Origin of the sequence: Corynebacterium sp. HMSC034B08 (genome assembly GCF_001835805.1) — a bacterium.
Lineage (GTDB): Bacteria > Actinomycetota > Actinomycetes > Mycobacteriales > Mycobacteriaceae > Corynebacterium > Corynebacterium coyleae.
Genome location: NZ_KV825963.1, coordinates 1 through 15,317, shown reverse-complemented (window position 1 = coordinate 15,317; position 15,317 = coordinate 1). Strand labels below are relative to the sequence as shown.

Genomic DNA, 15,317 nt, shown 5'->3' with positions numbered 1-15,317 from the left:
CTTTCTGGGCATGAATGCTCCGAAAGCTGCGAAGCACCCGATTACACGATCGTTCCACGGCCGCGACTTTGTCGACGACTACGAGTGGCTGCGGGACAAAGAAAGCCCCGAGGTAATCAGTTACCTCGAAGCTGAAAACGCCTACACGGAGTCGAAGACCGCCGCGTGGTCCGGGCTTGTCGACGACATCTACGCCGAGATCAAGTCCCGCATCAAGGAAACGGACATGTCCGTGCCGCAGCGCCAGGGCGACTGGTGGTACTACGGCCGCACCATTGAGGGCAAGAACTACGGCATTTCCTGCCGTGTGCCGACGCGTGACGAGCCGTGGACACCGCCCGAGGTCAACGACCACATGGCGGACGAGCAGGTCCTGCTGGACATCAACGAACTGGCAGAAGGCCACGATTTCTTCTCGCTGGGTGCCTCGTCGGTGGCCACGACCGGTCGTCTGTTGGCCTACTCCTACGACACTGAAGGCGACGAGCGCTTCACGCTGCGCATCAAGAACCTTGAGACGGGCGAGCTTCTCGACGACCGCCTCGACAACATCTTCTACGGCGCCACCTGGGCCGGCGAAGAGTACCTGTTCTACGTGCGTGTGGACGACGCTTGGCGCCCCCACCAGGTCTGGCGCCACAAGGTGGGCACCCCGGCCGAGGACGACGTGCTGATCTACGAAGAGACGGACGAGAAATTCGGCGTCGGTGTGGGGGCGGACCGCGCCGAGCGGTTCCTCATGATTGTGACGTCCTCTTCGCTGACCTCCGAGTACCGGGTGCTGGATTTGGACAATCCGACCGGTGAGTTCGAGGTGCTGTGGCCGCGCGAGTCCGGCATTGAGTACCACCCGGACTACTGCGTGGTGGACGGTAAAGAGCAGTGGGTGATCACCCACAACGCCCACGGGCCGAACTTCTGTGTGGCCACCACGCCGGTCGGTGAGTTGCCGGCCCTGCGCGATTTGGACGTGCTGGTGGAGCACTCAGATTCGATGCGTATCGAGGGCATCGATACGTACCGCGACTTCATGTTCATGGGGTATCGCCGGGGAGGGATTCCGCGGTTGGCGGTGTCGTCGCTAAGCAATGGCTTCGGCGAGTTCACCGAGCTTGAGTTCTCTGAGGAGCTCTACACCGCGAGCCTCGGCGGCAACCCGGAGTGGGACGCGCCGGTGGTGCGTATCGTGTACTCCTCGTACACGCAGCCGTCGCAGGTCGTTGATTATGAGGTGGCGACCGGTGAGATGACGCTGCTGAAGGAACAGGAAGTCGAAGGCGGCTACAACGCCGACGACTACGAGGCCTTCCGCGTGTGGGCCACCGCCAAGGATGGCGCGAAAGTGCCGGTATCCGTGGTGCGTCGCAAGGGTGTCACAGGCCCTGCGCCGCTTTTGCTGTACGGCTACGGCTCGTATGAGGCGTCGATGGACCCGGGATTCTCGGTGGCGCGGCTGTCGCTGCTGGATCGCGGCATGATCTGGGCGTGCGCCCACGTGCGCGGCGGCGGTGAGATGGGCCGCGGCTGGTACGACAACGGCAAGATGCTGCACAAGGTGAACACGTTCACCGACTTCATCGCGTGTGCCGACGCCGTAGTGGCCGAGGGGCTGACCACGCACGAGCAGATGGTTGCCGAAGGCGGTTCCGCAGGTGGCCTGCTCATGGGTGCGGTGGCGAACATGGCCCCGGAGAAGTTCGCCGGCATCCAGGCGATCGTGCCGTTCGTGGATCCGCTGACCTCCATCCTGAAACCCGAACTGCCGCTGACCGTCGGCGAGTGGGAGGAGTGGGGCGACCCGTACCACGACGTCACCGTTTACGACTACATGGCTACATACGCCCCGTACGAGAACGTCAAGGCACAGAAGTATCCGGACATTCTGGCGATTACCAGCCTGAACGACACCCGTGTGCTCTACGTGGAGCCCGCGAAGTGGGTGGCAAAACTGCGCGAGGTAGCCACCGGTGGCGAGATCCTGCTCAAGACCGAAATGTCCGCAGGACACGGCGGTGTATCGGGCCGGTACGCCAAGTGGAAGCAAACCGCGTTTGAGTACGCGTGGACGTTGGTGAAGTCGGGCGCAGTCGACGAACCTGTGCGATAATCCCGGCTATGCCCGGCAGCTTGCTTGTCTCTATCTCGTCCATCTTCGACGCCACGTTGGACGACGTGACAAGCATGGTGCGCGACCTGGATAAGGAAAGCGTGCCGGTGTCGCTGCTTGTGGCGCCGCATATCGACGCCACCTGGCACCTGGCCAAAGACACCACCACCAGGGGTTGGCTTGCAGAGCAGCGCGATGATCGCGCGCTGCTGCTCAACGGGTTCGACCAGGCGGTACAGGGCAGGCGCAGTGAGTTTGCCACCCTCGGTGCCCACGAAGCACGGCTGCGCTTAAAGGGGGCGACCCGTCAGATGGCTGCGCTGGGCTTTGACCTGGACATGTTTGCCCCGCCGCGTTGGCGCATGTCCGAGGGCACGCTTGAGGTGATGGGGGAGTTCGGGTTTGTGGTCGCGGCGTCGACGAAGGGGATCTACCGGCTGGCTCGCGGAGAGTTTGCTCAGGCCCGCAACCTGTCGGTGGGTGAGGGCTACGGTGCGGCGAAGTGGTGGCGCCGAAACGTGATCAAGGCCGCCGGGCGCGGCGCGGAGAAAGGCAACACGATCCGCCTGTCCGTGTCCGGGCGTGAGTTGGGGCAGAAGAAGGTGCGCCGCGACTTCCTCGCTGCGGCGGCTGAGGCCATCGAGGCTGGCGCAAAACCTGCCGACTACCGCGCCTTCAGGTAAGCGATCGCCCGGCACACGAGGTAGATGCCGAAAGAGATAAACGCCACGAACACGCTCACCGGCACGCCAGGGGCGAGCGAGAGCACCATGCCGCCGATCGCGGAAACCTCGGCGAACAGGATTGACAGCCACACGGCACGCACCGGGTTCGCGGTGACTTGGGCGGCGGCCGCGCCGGGTGTGATCAGCATCGACATGACCAGCAGTGCGCCGACGATCTGTACCGACTGTGCGGAGGCAATGCCGACCAGCACCGCGAACACCAGCGCCATCGTGCGTACCGGGACACCGCACGCGGCTGCCATCACAGGATCAGCGGAGGCGAACAGCAACGGGCGCCACAACACGACAACCGCGACGGCGACCAGCACCGTGGTTGCCGCCAACAGCATCACGTTCTGGGCGGACACACCCACGATCTGGCCCGTCAGAAGTGCCAGCGCACGGTTGGAGTTGCCGGGGTAGAGGTGGATAAACAGCACGGATAGGGCCATGCCGAAACTCATCGCCACGCCAACGGCGGAATCTTGCTGGCCTTTCAGCCCCAGCGCAGCGAGTACCAGCGCTGCCACGATCGCACCCGCGACCGCGCCGAATCCGACGTTGAGGCCGAACAGCAGCGCGGCGGACGCGCCCATGAGCGCTAGCTCAGAGGTGGCGTGGACCGAAAACGACATCTGGCGCAGCACGATCAGTGGCGCCATCACGCCGGACAGGATGCCCAAAAACGCACATGCGATGAGTGTGGTTTGGACGAAGTCTTGGCTCAGCAGGTACGAGGTATCGGTGATAAACGTGCTCACAGGACCACCATCCGTCCGTCGACTTCCACAACGTCTACTCGTGTGCCGTAGAGCTCGCTAAGCACCTCCGAGCGCATCACCTCGGCCACGGGCCCGATGACGTGGCCCTCAGGTCCGATGTAGAGCACTCGGTCCACCACGTCGAGCACCGGGTTGATGGAGTGCGTCACGCACACTACGGCAGCTGGGTGCCCTGCTAAACGCTCAACAGTATCGCGTGCGCGGGCGGGGTCGAGGGAGAGCAGGGGTTCGTCGGCAAGCACAAGCTCCGGATCCTGTGCGAAGGCTTGTGCTTGGCGGATGAGCTGTTGCTGCCCACCGGAGAGGATGCCGACGCGGCGGTCGGCAAACGATTGCGCGCCCACGGAGGCAAGCTGCGCCTCGACGTCTTCTGGTTTTGTACGTTTCCCCATTGCAAGTTTGACCAGGTCACGCCCGCGAACGGGGAGGTCTTTGGGGAACATGTGTTGCTGCGGGATAAACCCGATGCGGCCGTGCACTTCCGCCGAGCCGTGCGTGAGGCGGCGGGTTCCCATGAACGTGCCCAACAGGGTGGATTTGCCCACCCCATTGGGGCCGAGCACCGCGATGAATTCGCCGCGTTCAATGGTCAGGTCGAGGCCCGACCACAACGGGTCGACGGCGGCGCCGCGTAGCTCAGCAATCAAATGTGTATGTCCTGACTAATGGTGGTGGAGGCTTGGCTCGGCGTTGTTGGCGATCTCCACGATTTGGTCCACGATCTTCTCAAAGTAGTCGAGGAAGTTCTCGCCTGCCGGGGAAGTTTCCCGAATCTCAACAATGGGGACATTTTCATCTGCGCGACAGCGGCCAACCGTTCGGTGGCGCTGTTGGTGCTCTGTGGGTTGACGAAAAGCATGTCAATGTCGCCCTGTTTGATCTGGTTCAAAAACGCCGACACCGCAGCCGCAGACGGCTCCTGGTGGTTCAGGCTGGCCTTGACGTACTCCTCCGGGGTGATGTCGTGCAGTTCAGTGCCCCATACAAGCCCGGCGGCGATCGGCTCGGTCATGCCGATGTGCACGTGCGGCACGGAAGCGAGCTTCTCCTCGATCGCAGCAATTCGCGTATCGACGACCCCAGCATCCCCACCGGTACGCTGCGCCACCGCATCGGCTACCTCGCGGACCTTTGACGGTGCGAACCAGGCGTGCTCCAACTCGTCGAGGGACTCCGGCAGGTGATCGCTGTGGGCGTGCTCGTGATCGTGCTCTGCGTGGTCGAGCAGCGGAATGGCGTGCACGATGCGGTCCTGCTCCGCGACGGTGTACAAGGCCGCGTCGTAGGCGCCACCATTAGCGACGACCGTCGCCGCCTCCTTGATACGAGACAGGTCCTTGGCGGACGGCTCGAAGTGGTGCGGGTCTACAGCGTCGCCGGTGATGATCGCATCCACGTCCTCCCCGGTCACGGCGGCGGCAACATCCGCCCACACCCCGGTGGTGGCGATGATGCCGGAACCTTCGGCCGCGTCTTCGGACTCCGTAGAGCATGCGGTCAGCGCGGTGCCTGCAAGAGTGACTGCAGCCAGCGTGGCAAGGGTCTTGGCCTGAAAACCGTTTTGCATACGCGGTATTCAATCACTATTGGAAACTGTTTTCAATCTGTTTCGGACGAAGAACCAGTGCTGCGAGCAGTGCCATCAACAACACCGCGCCCACAATCCACCCGGCGCGGAGGTACGACAACGACTGTGAGCTGGTGGCGTCGAAACCCACCTTCACCGGATTGTGATCGGAGGACCGGAATGGGGTCCCGGGCTCGTCGATGAGCGGTTCGTCGCTGTTGATCGCCCACACCAGGGAATCTTTCACGAGGTCCATCGCGGCATCGTTGGCTAACACGTGGTCGAGTGAGCCCACCTTGTTGTCGTACTGATACGACGGGCGTTCCTGCGGGATCGTGGCGTAGCCGGCGTCGTTGAGCACGGCGATCGCGTCTTCTTGGGAGTAGGCGTTGAAGTCGCCAATGAGGAACGTGGGCAGGTCGCGCCAGTCGTCTTGCATGTCGCGGAGTCGGGCGTTGTTGCCTTGGCCGTCGGCGGTGGCGTCGTCATTACGCGAGACTGTGCCCTTGGACTTGAAATGATTCACCACCGCAACAATGTGGTCACCGCCGGCGGCAGGCGCGAACTCCTGGGCGAGCGGCTGGCGGGCGATGCCGGTGAACGTGGAGTCGTCGAAAATGCGCGACTGCCCAACCGGACGCACCTTCGCCGGCTGGTAAATAAACGCCACGCGGATCGCATCTTCGCGAGTGCCAAGCTCGCTTGGCGACGACACCACCGCCCACCGATCCTCCCCCGCCGCAGCATTGAGCGCATCGACCAAGTGCTGCAGTGACTCGTCGCGCCGGGCGGTATCGCCTGTGGTGCGGGCGGTGTTCTCCACCTCCGACAGGCCGAGGATCGCAGTATCGAGCTGGTTGATCGCGTTGACCAGCTTCGCCTCTTGCAGCGCGAGGGCCTGCGCATCGTGCGCGCCGCGGAACAGGTGGCAGTTCGTGCAGCCGTGCTCCGGGTCGATGTCGGGGAAGTGGGTGAAGTAATTCATCACGTTGAAAAACCCGATGGACAAATCCCCGCGTACCTTCGCTGGCGCATCGAGGATGCCTGCGCGGGAATCGTCCCAGGTGATCGGCAGATCTTCGGCGCGGGTTTGACCGGTGATTGGGCGCAACGGCTGGAACGTCCAATCCCCGTTGTTGTAGCCCACCACCACATCTTGTTGGAAGGCCACGGTGTCGAATGTGCGGATGGACCTCGTGGGGGAAATGTACGGCAGTGGCACGTCGGGTTCTTTGGCGTAGTTGCGGGTGCGTCCGTCGTCGAGGTTGACGAACTCCGCCGCCTGCTGCGCGCTCATCCGCGCTACCTGGTGGGCGTCGGGGCGGATCTTTTCCGTGGGCCAAAAATGCGGCTCGGCGCCCGGTGCCAGACCCACGGTGCCGTACTGGCTGAGGTTGTCATTGCCGGTCACGGTGTAGGCGCCGGGCCTGACCAGCATGCCCTCGTAAGGCTCGCGGGCGGCGTCGCCGGCCGGGAGGGCATCGAGGGGGATGGGCGTTGGGGCGGGCAGGGGGTCGTCGAGAAGCGAGATGCTGCTCGCTGAAATCTGGGTCTGGCCGTAGAACTCCTTCGCCGTGCCTTCCACTCGCACCGAATCGCCGTGGGCGGGATAGCGGCCCTGCTTGCCCACGAACACGAAAATGCCGTCCGAGGCGTCCCCCGGCTGCTTCGGCTGGCCGGATCCGCCCGTCTGCATGAAGAAGCCGCGCTTGCCGCCCTCGTCGTAGACTGCCGTGACTACGCCGGTGGTGATGACGGTCGTGCCCTCAACCGGGGAGACCGCGCCGGTGCCCTGGATCTCCGCGATGGTCAACACCCGCGGATCTGCTTGCGCGATCCCAGAATTGCGCGGAGTGGGGGCACCCGTGCGGAAATCGGCGGCGTTGTTGTCGGTATCCGTGCCATCGGTGACGCGCTGGATGGACAGTTGGTTCGTCGTCTTCTCGGCGGGCGCTCCCTCTGCAAGATGGGGTGGCGTGTCACCCCAAGCCACGCGGTCTACCTCGCCGTCCGCGTTGCGCAGCACCGCAACCGCACTCGTGGCAGAAAAGTTAAACGCCGCCTCACGGTCCGGTGACGGCAGATCGGCTCCCGTCTCGCCGGAAACCCCGCTGATCAGGTAATACCCACCCGCCGGCACCACCCCGAACAACTCAACCACCGTGCCGGAGTTGCCCTTGGCGGAAAACTGCTCCAGCTCCCAGCCGTCGATTGAAACGTCCTGACCGGTGGGGTTGAACAGTTCCACAAAGTCCGCGTTCAGTAGCGCCTGCGCATTGCTGCCGCCACCGTAGACCTCGTTGATCACCACCGCCTCAGCATGTGGCACAAGCGCGATGCTTAACGACGACACCAGCACCAACCACAGCAGACGAGCCCGAAACATTCCCTTAACGTAGCCGGTCATCCGATATTGCTGGACGCGTCTGTCCGTCCGATATACTCGCTGCCGTACCGCAAAGGTCGATCAACCTCCCGAAATGTGAAGGATTCTCATGGCACGAGTCGTCGTCAATGTCATGCCCAAGGCCGAAATTCTTGACCCCCAAGGTCAGGCGGTGCTGCGCGCACTGGGCCGCATCGGTGTCGAGGGGGTGACCGACGTCCGCCAAGGCAAGCGATTCGAGATCGAGGTGGACGACTCCGTCACCGACGCCGAGCTGCAGCGCATGGCGGAAACCCTCCTGACTAACACTGTGATTGAAGACTTCGAGGTTGTGCGATGAGCGCAACTATCGGAGTCATTACTTTTCCCGGCACCCTCGACGACGTTGACGCGCTGCGCGCCGTCCGCCTCGCCGGTGCCGAGCCGAAGCAACTCTGGCACGCCGACAACGACCTGACTGGCGTCGACGCCGTTGTCGTCCCGGGCGGCTTCTCCTACGGCGACTACCTGCGCTCCGGCGCGATCGCCGCGCAGGCCCCGATGATGGGCGCTGTTGTGGAGGCCGCGAAGAAGGGTATGCCGGTCCTTGGCATCTGCAACGGCTTCCAGATCCTCACCGAAGCCGGCCTGCTGCCGGGCGCGCTGACCCGCAACCAGGGCCTGAACTTCCACTGCGTGGACACCTACCTCGAGGTAGCCAACACTGACACCGCATGGACCAGCCAGTTGGGCGAGCGCATCTACGTGCCCGCCAAGCACGGCGAAGGCCGCTTCCAGGCGTCCCCGGAAACCATCGAGGCGCTGGAGAAGGAAGGCCGCGTGGTCTTCCGCTACACCGACAATTTCAACGGCTCCATCAACGCAATCGCCGGCGTGACTAACGAAACCGGCCGCGTTGTGGGGCTCATGCCGCACCCGGAGCATGCGATTGAGACGCTCACCGGGCCGTCCACCGACGGGTTGGGCCTGTTCACTTCCGCCATCGACGCGATTTCGAAGATCGGAGCGTAAAAGACCATGACTGTGCACAACGACACTGTTGAAAACGCCGTCGACACCCCTGACCTTGAGCAGCCGTACGCGGAACTCGGGTTGCAGGATGACGAATACGCGAAGATCAAGGCAATCCTCGGCCGCCGCCCGACGGACGCAGAGCTCACGCTCTACTCCGTGATGTGGTCGGAGCACTGCTCCTACAAGTCCTCCAAGACCCACCTGCGCTACTTCGGTCAGACCATGACCGAGGAGATGGAAAAGAAGATCCTCGCCGGCATCGGCGAGAACGCCGGCGTGGTGGACATCGGAGACGGCGACGCCGTGACCTTCCGTGTGGAAAGCCACAACCACCCGTCCTTCGTCGAGCCCTACCAGGGCGCGGCCACCGGCGTTGGCGGCATCGTCCGCGACATCATGGCCATGGGTGCCCGTCCGATCGCTGTGATGGACCAGCTCCGCTTCGGCCCGATCGACGCCGAGGACACCAAGCGCGTCCTGCCGGGCGTGGTCCACGGCATCGGCGGATACGGCAACTGCCTGGGCCTGCCGAACATCGGCGGCGAGACTGTCTTCGACGCCGCATACGCCGGCAACCCACTGGTCAACGCCCTGTGCGTGGGCACCCTCAAGGTGGAAGACCTCCACCTCGCGTTCGCATCCGGCACCGGCAACAAGGTCATCCTGTTCGGCTCCCGCACCGGCCTCGACGGCATCGGCGGCGTGTCCGTGCTGGGCTCCGCCACCTTCGAAGAAGGCGAAGAGCGCAAGCTCCCAGCAGTCCAGGTGGGCGACCCGTTCGCGGAGAAGGTGCTCATCGAGTGCTGCCTCGAGCTCTACGCAGCTGGCGTGGTCGAGGGCATTCAGGACCTCGGCGGCGGTGGCCTGTCGTGTGCCACCTCCGAGCTGGCTGCATCCGGCGACGGCGGCATGACCGTCAACCTGGACAACGTGCCGCTGCGCGCCGAAAACATGTCGGCAGCAGAGATCCTCGCCTCCGAATCCCAGGAGCGCATGTGCGCCGTCGTGGCGCCGGAGGACGTGGACAAGTTCATGGAGATCTGCGCCAAGTGGGACGTGCTGGCCTCCGTCATCGGCGAGGTCACCTCCGACAAGGACCGCCTCCAGGTGTTCCACAACGGTGAACTCGTGGTGGACGCACCGCCGTCAACGATCGACGAAGGCCCGGTCTACGAGCGCCCGTACGCTCGTCCGGCGTGGCTGGATGAGGTGCAGGGCGGTGGTGTCGTCGATAAGCAGGCGGACATCAAGGATGCCTGGCTGAAGATGGTTGCCTCCCCGGCACTGTGCTCGCGTGACTTCATCACCGAGCAGTACGACCGCTACGTGCGCGGCAACACAGTGCAGGCCAAGTACGCCAATTCCGGTGTGCTGCGCATCAACGAAGAGACCAACCGCGGCGTTGCCGTCTCCGCCGACGCGTCGGGGCGCTACACCTACCTGGACCCGAATATGGGCGCACGCCTGGCGCTGGCAGAGGCCTACCGCAACGTCGCCGTCACCGGCGCCACCCCGTTCGCAGTAACCAACTGCCTGAACTTCGGCTCCCCGGAGAACCCGGACGTGATGTGGCAGTTCCGCGCAGCAGTCCACGGCCTGGCAGACGGCTCCGCCGAACTGGAAATCCCGGTCTCCGGCGGCAACGTCTCCTTCTACAACCAGACCGGCGAGACCCCGATCCTGCCGACCCCGGTGGTTGGCGTCCTCGGTGTCATCGAGGACGTTGCGCAGGCCATCCCGCACGCCCTGCCTGCGGACGACGAGGAGTACACCCTGGTCCTGCTCGGCGAAACCAAGGACGAGTTTGGCGGCTCCGTGTGGCAAGACATCTCCGGCGCTGGCCTGTCGGGCCTTCCGCCGCAGGTAGACCTTGCTAACGAGGAGCGCCTCGCACAGTTCCTCGGTGGTAACGCAGCCGGCGTAGCAGCAGCACACGACCTGTCCGAGGGCGGCCTGTCCCAGGCCGTGTTCGAGATGCTGCTCGGCTCCAAGAAGGGCGCTGAGTTGAACCTCGAAGGCGTCCACGAGGACGCGTTTACCGCGCTGTTCTCCGAGTCCGCATCCCGCGTGCTCGTAGCAGTCTCCCGCGACCGCGCAGAAGCAGCGGTCGAGCGTGCTACCGCAGCCGGCATCCCGGTCGCAGTGCTTGGCGACACGGCTCAGGACGGTGTCCTGCGCGTCGCCGGCGAAGAAATCTCCGTGCAGGAGCTTGCCGATGCATGGGCTGCGACCATGCCGTCGCACTTCGCAGCCGCAACCGCGCCGAACGCGGCCGTCTAGTCCGTCCGCTGCATAGCCGGTGCCTGTTCCACAATGGGCACCGGCTCATATTGTGCGCGCAGGTCTTTCAGCGTCTGCGTGTGATCCCAGAGGCGCTTGTCCTCATCCGTAACCGGCGTGAACTTACGTGCCGGCAGCGGGGTGCCGTCGATATCCATGCCGATGTAGGTAAACGTCGCGTGGATCGCATCCTTCAAGTTGTCGCGGCCACCACGCGGGTCGCCCGCGCGCAGGTGCACTGAGGTGTGAATGGAACGCGCATCCGTACGGGTGATGCGCGCATCCACCTCAATCAGGTCGCCGATGTGCACCGGGTGGTAGAAGCGAATACCACCCGCGTAGACGGCGACGGTGCGCTCGCCAGACCACTCCATGGTGCAGGCCGTGCCGGCCTCATCGATCCATTCCATGGCGGTGCCACCGTGGACGTTGCCGCCCCAGTTCACATCGGTTGGTTTCGCCATAAAACGGTGCACGATGCGCTGCGCCGTGGAGTCGTCGGTGTATGTCTGCGACTCCATCTCCGCCTCAATGGCCTTGCGCAGGTCGATGCGCGACTTCGCGGCCTCGGCCACGCGGCGCTCCTCGGCGTTGGTCGGAACGAATGTCGGCACAGGCATGGACTTGCCAGTGTCCGGATCCTTTGCCACGAAAATGACCAGGCAGTCGCAGGCGCGGGTGAACACGCCCTCGCGCGGGTCGGCGGAAAGCACCTCGTTGACAATGTGCATCGAGGAACGGCCCGTCATGGCGATGCGCGAGCGCACCTCCACAATGTGGCCCGAAGGGATCGGGCGGGTGAAGTGAATGTGGCCCACCTACGCGGTCACACAGTAGGTGGCGGACCACTGGGCGGCGCAGGCGTAGGCGGCCTTATCGATCCACTCCAGCACGCGACCACCGGAGACACCCTGTGCGCCGTAGTGGAGCACATCGGTGGGGGAGGCCATAAACCGCAGGGTGACGCGAGGGGAGCGTTCGGTAGCAACTACATGGGAATTGGGCATGCCGACACCTTAATATGGGTCCACATGGTGCAAAAGCAGGACCCGATACTGACACGCCAGGCCGTCGATGCGGTCAAAGCATGGATCGAGGGGGACGAGGAGTCGTCGAGAAGCGAGATTGCAAATGCTTGTCGACGAACCGCGCGCACCCTCGCCGAAGAACTCCCCGGCCACTCCGTGGAACTGCGCGTGCCCCCATTTGTGGCCGTGCAATGCGTCGAAGGCCCACGCCACACTCGTGGCACGCCGCCAAACGTGGTGGAGATGGATCCCCGCACCTGGATGCGACTGGCCACTGGTTTAACCACCTTCGAGGAAGAACTCGCGCAGGGCAACGTGGATGCTTCCGGATCGCGTGCAGGCGAGATCGCGGCGGGTCTTCCAGTAATTGCCCTCCGCTGACATTCCTCGGATACAGTGTTTGTCGTGCATACGAAGAGCCCCACGGGGAAGACCAACTTCGAGAACAACGACGAACCACGCGACGAATGTGGCGTGTTCGGTGTCTGGGCACCGGGCGAGGACGTGTCCAAGCTGACCTATTTCGGCTTGTTCGCGCTGCAGCACCGCGGCCAGGAAGGCGCCGGCATTGCCGTAGGTGACAAGGACAACGTCGTGGTGTTTAAAGACACCGGCCTGGTCAGCCAGGTCTTTGACGAACCTGTCCTGGAGGCGTTGCAGGGCGATGTGGCGATCGGCCACACCCGCTACTCCACAGCTGGCGGGAACTCCTGGGAAAACGTCCAGCCGATGTTCCGCACCTCGCCCAATGGCACCGACATTGCGTTGGCGCACAACGGCAACCTGGTGAACTTCAAGGAACTCGAAGAAGAAGCGATCGAGCGCAAGCTCATCCCGGCGTCGGGCGTGGATGGACAGGGCTCGTCCTCAGACACCGCTGTGGTGTCTGCGTTGCTGGCGGATCTGGTCACTGAGGACAAGACGCTTCTCGACGCCGCACGGGAACTCCTCCCACGCGTCGAAGGCGCATTCTGCTTCATGGTCACCGACGGCCAGACCCTCTACGCCGCGCGCGACCCGCACGGCGTGCGCCCGCTGTCGCTGGGCCGCCTCGACGGCGGTTGGGTGATCGCCTCCGAGACGTGTGCGTTGGACATCGTCGGCGCCTCGTTCGTGCGCGATATCGAGCCGGGCGAGCTTGTGGCGATTGATAACGCGGGCGTCCACTCCGAACGCTTCGCCGAGACCCCGAAGGCGCACTGCGTGTTCGAGTACGTCTACGTCGCCCGCCCCGACTCCATCATCGACGGCCAGACCGTCAACCTGTCGCGCATCGAGATCGGCCGCCGTCTCGCCCGCGTCACCCCGGTGGACGGCGACCTGGTAATGCCGGTGCCCGAATCCGGCACCCCCGCCGCCATCGGCTACGCGGAAGAGTCCGGCATCCCGTTCAAGCAGGGCCTGATGAAGAACGCCTATGTCGGCCGCACCTTCATTCAGCCGTCGGACACCCTGCGTCAGCTGGGCCTGCGCCTGAAGCTGAACCCGGTGCGCGAGGTCATCGAGGGCAAAAAGCTCATCGTTGTCGACGACTCCATCGTGCGCGGCAACACCCAGCGCAAACTCATCCGCATGCTGCGCGAAGCCGGCGCCGCCGAGGTGCACGTGCGTATCGCGTCGCCGCCGGTGAAGTGGCCGTGCTTCTACGGCATCGATTTCGCAAGCCCCGGCGAACTCATCGCCAACCACGGCCGTACTGATTCCGATGAGGCGATCGCGGAGTCGATCCGCACCATGATCGGGGCGGACTCGCTCGCGTTCGTGCCTATCGACGACATGATCGCCTCCACGAACCAACACGAAGACAACCTTTGTGCCGCCTGCTTTACAGGCAAATACCCCCTGGGGCTGCCCGACGGTAACCGCAACGCCGACCTTGTCCGACGCATCCAGAAAGGTGCTGAAGCCTAATGACCACTGAGCAGACCCCAGTTTCCTACGAGGCCGCCGGCGTATCCATCGAGGCCGGCGATAAGGCCGTCGAACTGTTCGCCCCGCACGCCAAGCGCGCCACCCGTCCTGAGGTTCGTGGCAGCCTCGGCGGCTTTGCCGGCCTGTTCGCGCTGGGCAAGTACAAGGAGCCACTGCTGGCAGCAGGCTCTGACGGCGTGGGCACCAAGCTGGCCATTGCGCAGGCGATGGACAAGCACGACACCATCGGTATCGACCTCGTCGCAATGTGCGTAGACGACCTTGTCGTCTGTGGTGCCGAGCCGCTGTTCCTGCAGGACTACATCGCTATTGGCAAGGTCGTGCCGGAGAAGGTCGCCGAAATCGTCGGCGGCATCGCCGAGGGATGCGTCCAGGCTGGCTGTGCTCTGCTCGGCGGCGAGACCGCTGAACACCCCGGCGTGATGGAGCCGGACGATTACGACGTCTCCGCAACCGCAGTCGGTGTCGTTGAGGCCTCGGAACTGCTTGGTCCTGAAAAGGTCCGCGAGGGCGACATCATCATCGGTATGGCATCGTCTGGCCTGCACTCCAACGGCTACTCCCTGGCCCGCCACGTGCTTCTCGAGCGCGCCGGCCTGCCTCTGGACGCCGAGATGGAAGAGCTGGGCCGCACGCTTGGCGAGGAACTTCTCGAGCCAACCCGCATCTACGCACTCGACTGCCTAGAACTGGCCGCCGAGTGCGAGGTCCGCACGTTCTGCGACGTCACCGGCGGTGGCCTGGCAGGCAACATGGAACGCATCATTCCTGAGGGCCTTGTCGCAGAGATGCACCGCAACACCTGGACCCCAGGTCCGATCTTCCGCACCATCAAGTCCGTCGGCCAGGTCCCGGACGAGGAGATGGAGAAGACCTTCAACATGGGCGTCGGCATGACTGCCGTCGTTGCCGAGGAAGACCGCGATCGCGCCCTGGCCATCCTGGCCGCCCGTCACGTGGATGCGTGGGTGCTCGGCGAGGTCCGCGCCACCAGCGAAGGCGACGAGAAACGCGCCGTGCTGACAGGCTCCCACCCGCAGTACTAAACGCGATCGCTAGGTCTGTTTTCGGGCTGATACGAGGATTCGTTCTCGTATCAGCCCGTTTCTGCTTTTAGGGCGCGGTGTCTTTTGCTGGTCGTCTAGCTGGTCTCGTGATGTTGCTAGACGGTCTCGTTTCGACGGCTCCAAACCCCCAGGTGGTGTTGAGGGTCATTGTCACTATGGAGCTGATCGTCTGGTTGGCGTTTCGGGGAGCTAGACGATGGTCGTTGTGGCGGCGCAGACGGACGTGAAACACCCTGTTTTCGTGTCTTGAGGCCTGTTATGGCGTGCCTGCTCGCAAGGCGGGGGTAATTTGCGGGGGTAGGGCGGTGGTGTGGATTGCTGAACAATCCGCACCTCACACCCATTTCAGGCCGTTTCCACGGTCGTTGAACAATCTTTCCGACCATTTCCGGGTCGTTTTGAAGTGCTGTTCCGGCATTTCCCCAGGTC

The 15,317-nt window shown here is 63.9% G+C and carries 12 protein-coding genes and 1 pseudogene; 8 read left to right on the top strand and 5 right to left on the bottom strand.

All coding sequences use genetic code 11. The annotated features are described in order from the left end of the window. The first annotated feature begins 10 nt into the window (after nucleotides 1-10). Together HMPREF2656_RS06060 and HMPREF2656_RS06055 are read left to right on the top strand one after the other, a co-directional pair. Nucleotides 11-2,107: a S9 family peptidase gene (locus tag HMPREF2656_RS06060; RefSeq protein WP_070816155.1), complete on the top strand. Its 2,097-nt coding sequence runs from the start codon at nucleotides 11-13 to the stop codon at nucleotides 2,105-2,107. An 8-nt stretch (nucleotides 2,108-2,115) separates the two neighbouring features. Next, nucleotides 2,116-2,790 (top strand): DUF2334 domain-containing protein, encoded by a 675-nt coding sequence (locus HMPREF2656_RS06055; protein ID WP_070816117.1) that lies wholly within the window; start codon nucleotides 2,116-2,118, stop codon nucleotides 2,788-2,790. Here HMPREF2656_RS06055 and HMPREF2656_RS06050 read toward each other — a convergent pair. From HMPREF2656_RS06050 to HMPREF2656_RS06035, 4 genes are read right to left on the bottom strand one after another with little or no spacing between them, the layout of a single operon-like run. Further along, nucleotides 2,772-3,593, bottom strand: a complete 822-nt coding sequence (locus HMPREF2656_RS06050) for a metal ABC transporter permease (protein ID WP_070816116.1) — start codon at nucleotides 3,591-3,593, stop codon at nucleotides 2,772-2,774. The two genes, HMPREF2656_RS06055 and HMPREF2656_RS06050, sit on opposite strands and share 19 nt — an antisense overlap. Then, a complete protein-coding gene (locus HMPREF2656_RS06045; protein WP_070816115.1) occupies nucleotides 3,590-4,261 on the bottom strand; it encodes a metal ABC transporter ATP-binding protein in 672 nt (223 codons plus the stop codon). The genes HMPREF2656_RS06050 and HMPREF2656_RS06045 overlap by 4 nt, the downstream gene beginning before the upstream one ends. After that, nucleotides 4,258-5,181 (bottom strand): metal ABC transporter solute-binding protein, Zn/Mn family, encoded by a 924-nt coding sequence (locus tag HMPREF2656_RS06040; RefSeq protein WP_083319465.1) that lies wholly within the window; start codon nucleotides 5,179-5,181, stop codon nucleotides 4,258-4,260. The genes HMPREF2656_RS06045 and HMPREF2656_RS06040 overlap by 4 nt, the downstream gene beginning before the upstream one ends. Before the next feature lie 16 nt (nucleotides 5,182-5,197). Further along, complete coding sequence (locus HMPREF2656_RS06035; RefSeq protein ID WP_083319464.1) at nucleotides 5,198-7,567, bottom strand: ExeM/NucH family extracellular endonuclease; 2,370 nt, start codon at nucleotides 7,565-7,567, stop codon at nucleotides 5,198-5,200. 109 nt (nucleotides 7,568-7,676) lie between these two features. Between HMPREF2656_RS06035 and purS the strand changes: the two genes are divergently transcribed. The 3 genes from purS to purL are packed head-to-tail and all read left to right on the top strand — an operon-like array spanning nucleotide 7,677 to nucleotide 10,861. Continuing rightward, nucleotides 7,677-7,907 (top strand): phosphoribosylformylglycinamidine synthase subunit PurS, encoded by a 231-nt coding sequence (gene purS, locus HMPREF2656_RS06030; protein ID WP_070816113.1) that lies wholly within the window; start codon nucleotides 7,677-7,679, stop codon nucleotides 7,905-7,907. Beyond that, entirely contained in the window at nucleotides 7,904-8,578 is a 675-nt protein-coding gene (gene purQ, locus HMPREF2656_RS06025) for a phosphoribosylformylglycinamidine synthase subunit PurQ (protein ID WP_070450214.1), read from the top strand. The genes purS and purQ overlap by 4 nt, the downstream gene beginning before the upstream one ends. 6 nt (nucleotides 8,579-8,584) lie before the next feature. After that, entirely contained in the window at nucleotides 8,585-10,861 is a 2,277-nt protein-coding gene (gene purL / locus HMPREF2656_RS06020; RefSeq protein ID WP_070816112.1) for a phosphoribosylformylglycinamidine synthase subunit PurL, read from the top strand. On the opposite strand, the pseudogene HMPREF2656_RS06015 reads toward purL, so the two are convergent. Further along, a pseudogene (locus HMPREF2656_RS06015) lies at nucleotides 10,858-11,868 on the bottom strand (acyl-CoA thioesterase). The gene purL and the pseudogene HMPREF2656_RS06015 overlap by 4 nt on opposite strands. 24 nt (nucleotides 11,869-11,892) lie before the next feature. Between HMPREF2656_RS06015 and HMPREF2656_RS06010 the strand changes: the two are divergent. From HMPREF2656_RS06010 to purM, 3 genes are read left to right on the top strand one after another with little or no spacing between them, the layout of a single operon-like run. Next, nucleotides 11,893-12,270: a sterol carrier family protein gene (locus tag HMPREF2656_RS06010; RefSeq protein WP_070422523.1), complete on the top strand. Its 378-nt coding sequence runs from the start codon at nucleotides 11,893-11,895 to the stop codon at nucleotides 12,268-12,270. A gap of 15 nt (nucleotides 12,271-12,285) precedes the next feature. Next, complete coding sequence (purF, locus tag HMPREF2656_RS06005) at nucleotides 12,286-13,800, top strand: amidophosphoribosyltransferase (RefSeq protein WP_070816111.1); 1,515 nt, start codon at nucleotides 12,286-12,288, stop codon at nucleotides 13,798-13,800. Further along, nucleotides 13,800-14,867: a phosphoribosylformylglycinamidine cyclo-ligase gene (gene purM / locus HMPREF2656_RS06000; RefSeq protein WP_070816110.1), complete on the top strand. Its 1,068-nt coding sequence runs from the start codon at nucleotides 13,800-13,802 to the stop codon at nucleotides 14,865-14,867. Before purF ends, purM begins: the two co-directional genes overlap by 1 nt. The last annotated feature ends 450 nt before the right edge of the window (nucleotides 14,868-15,317 follow it).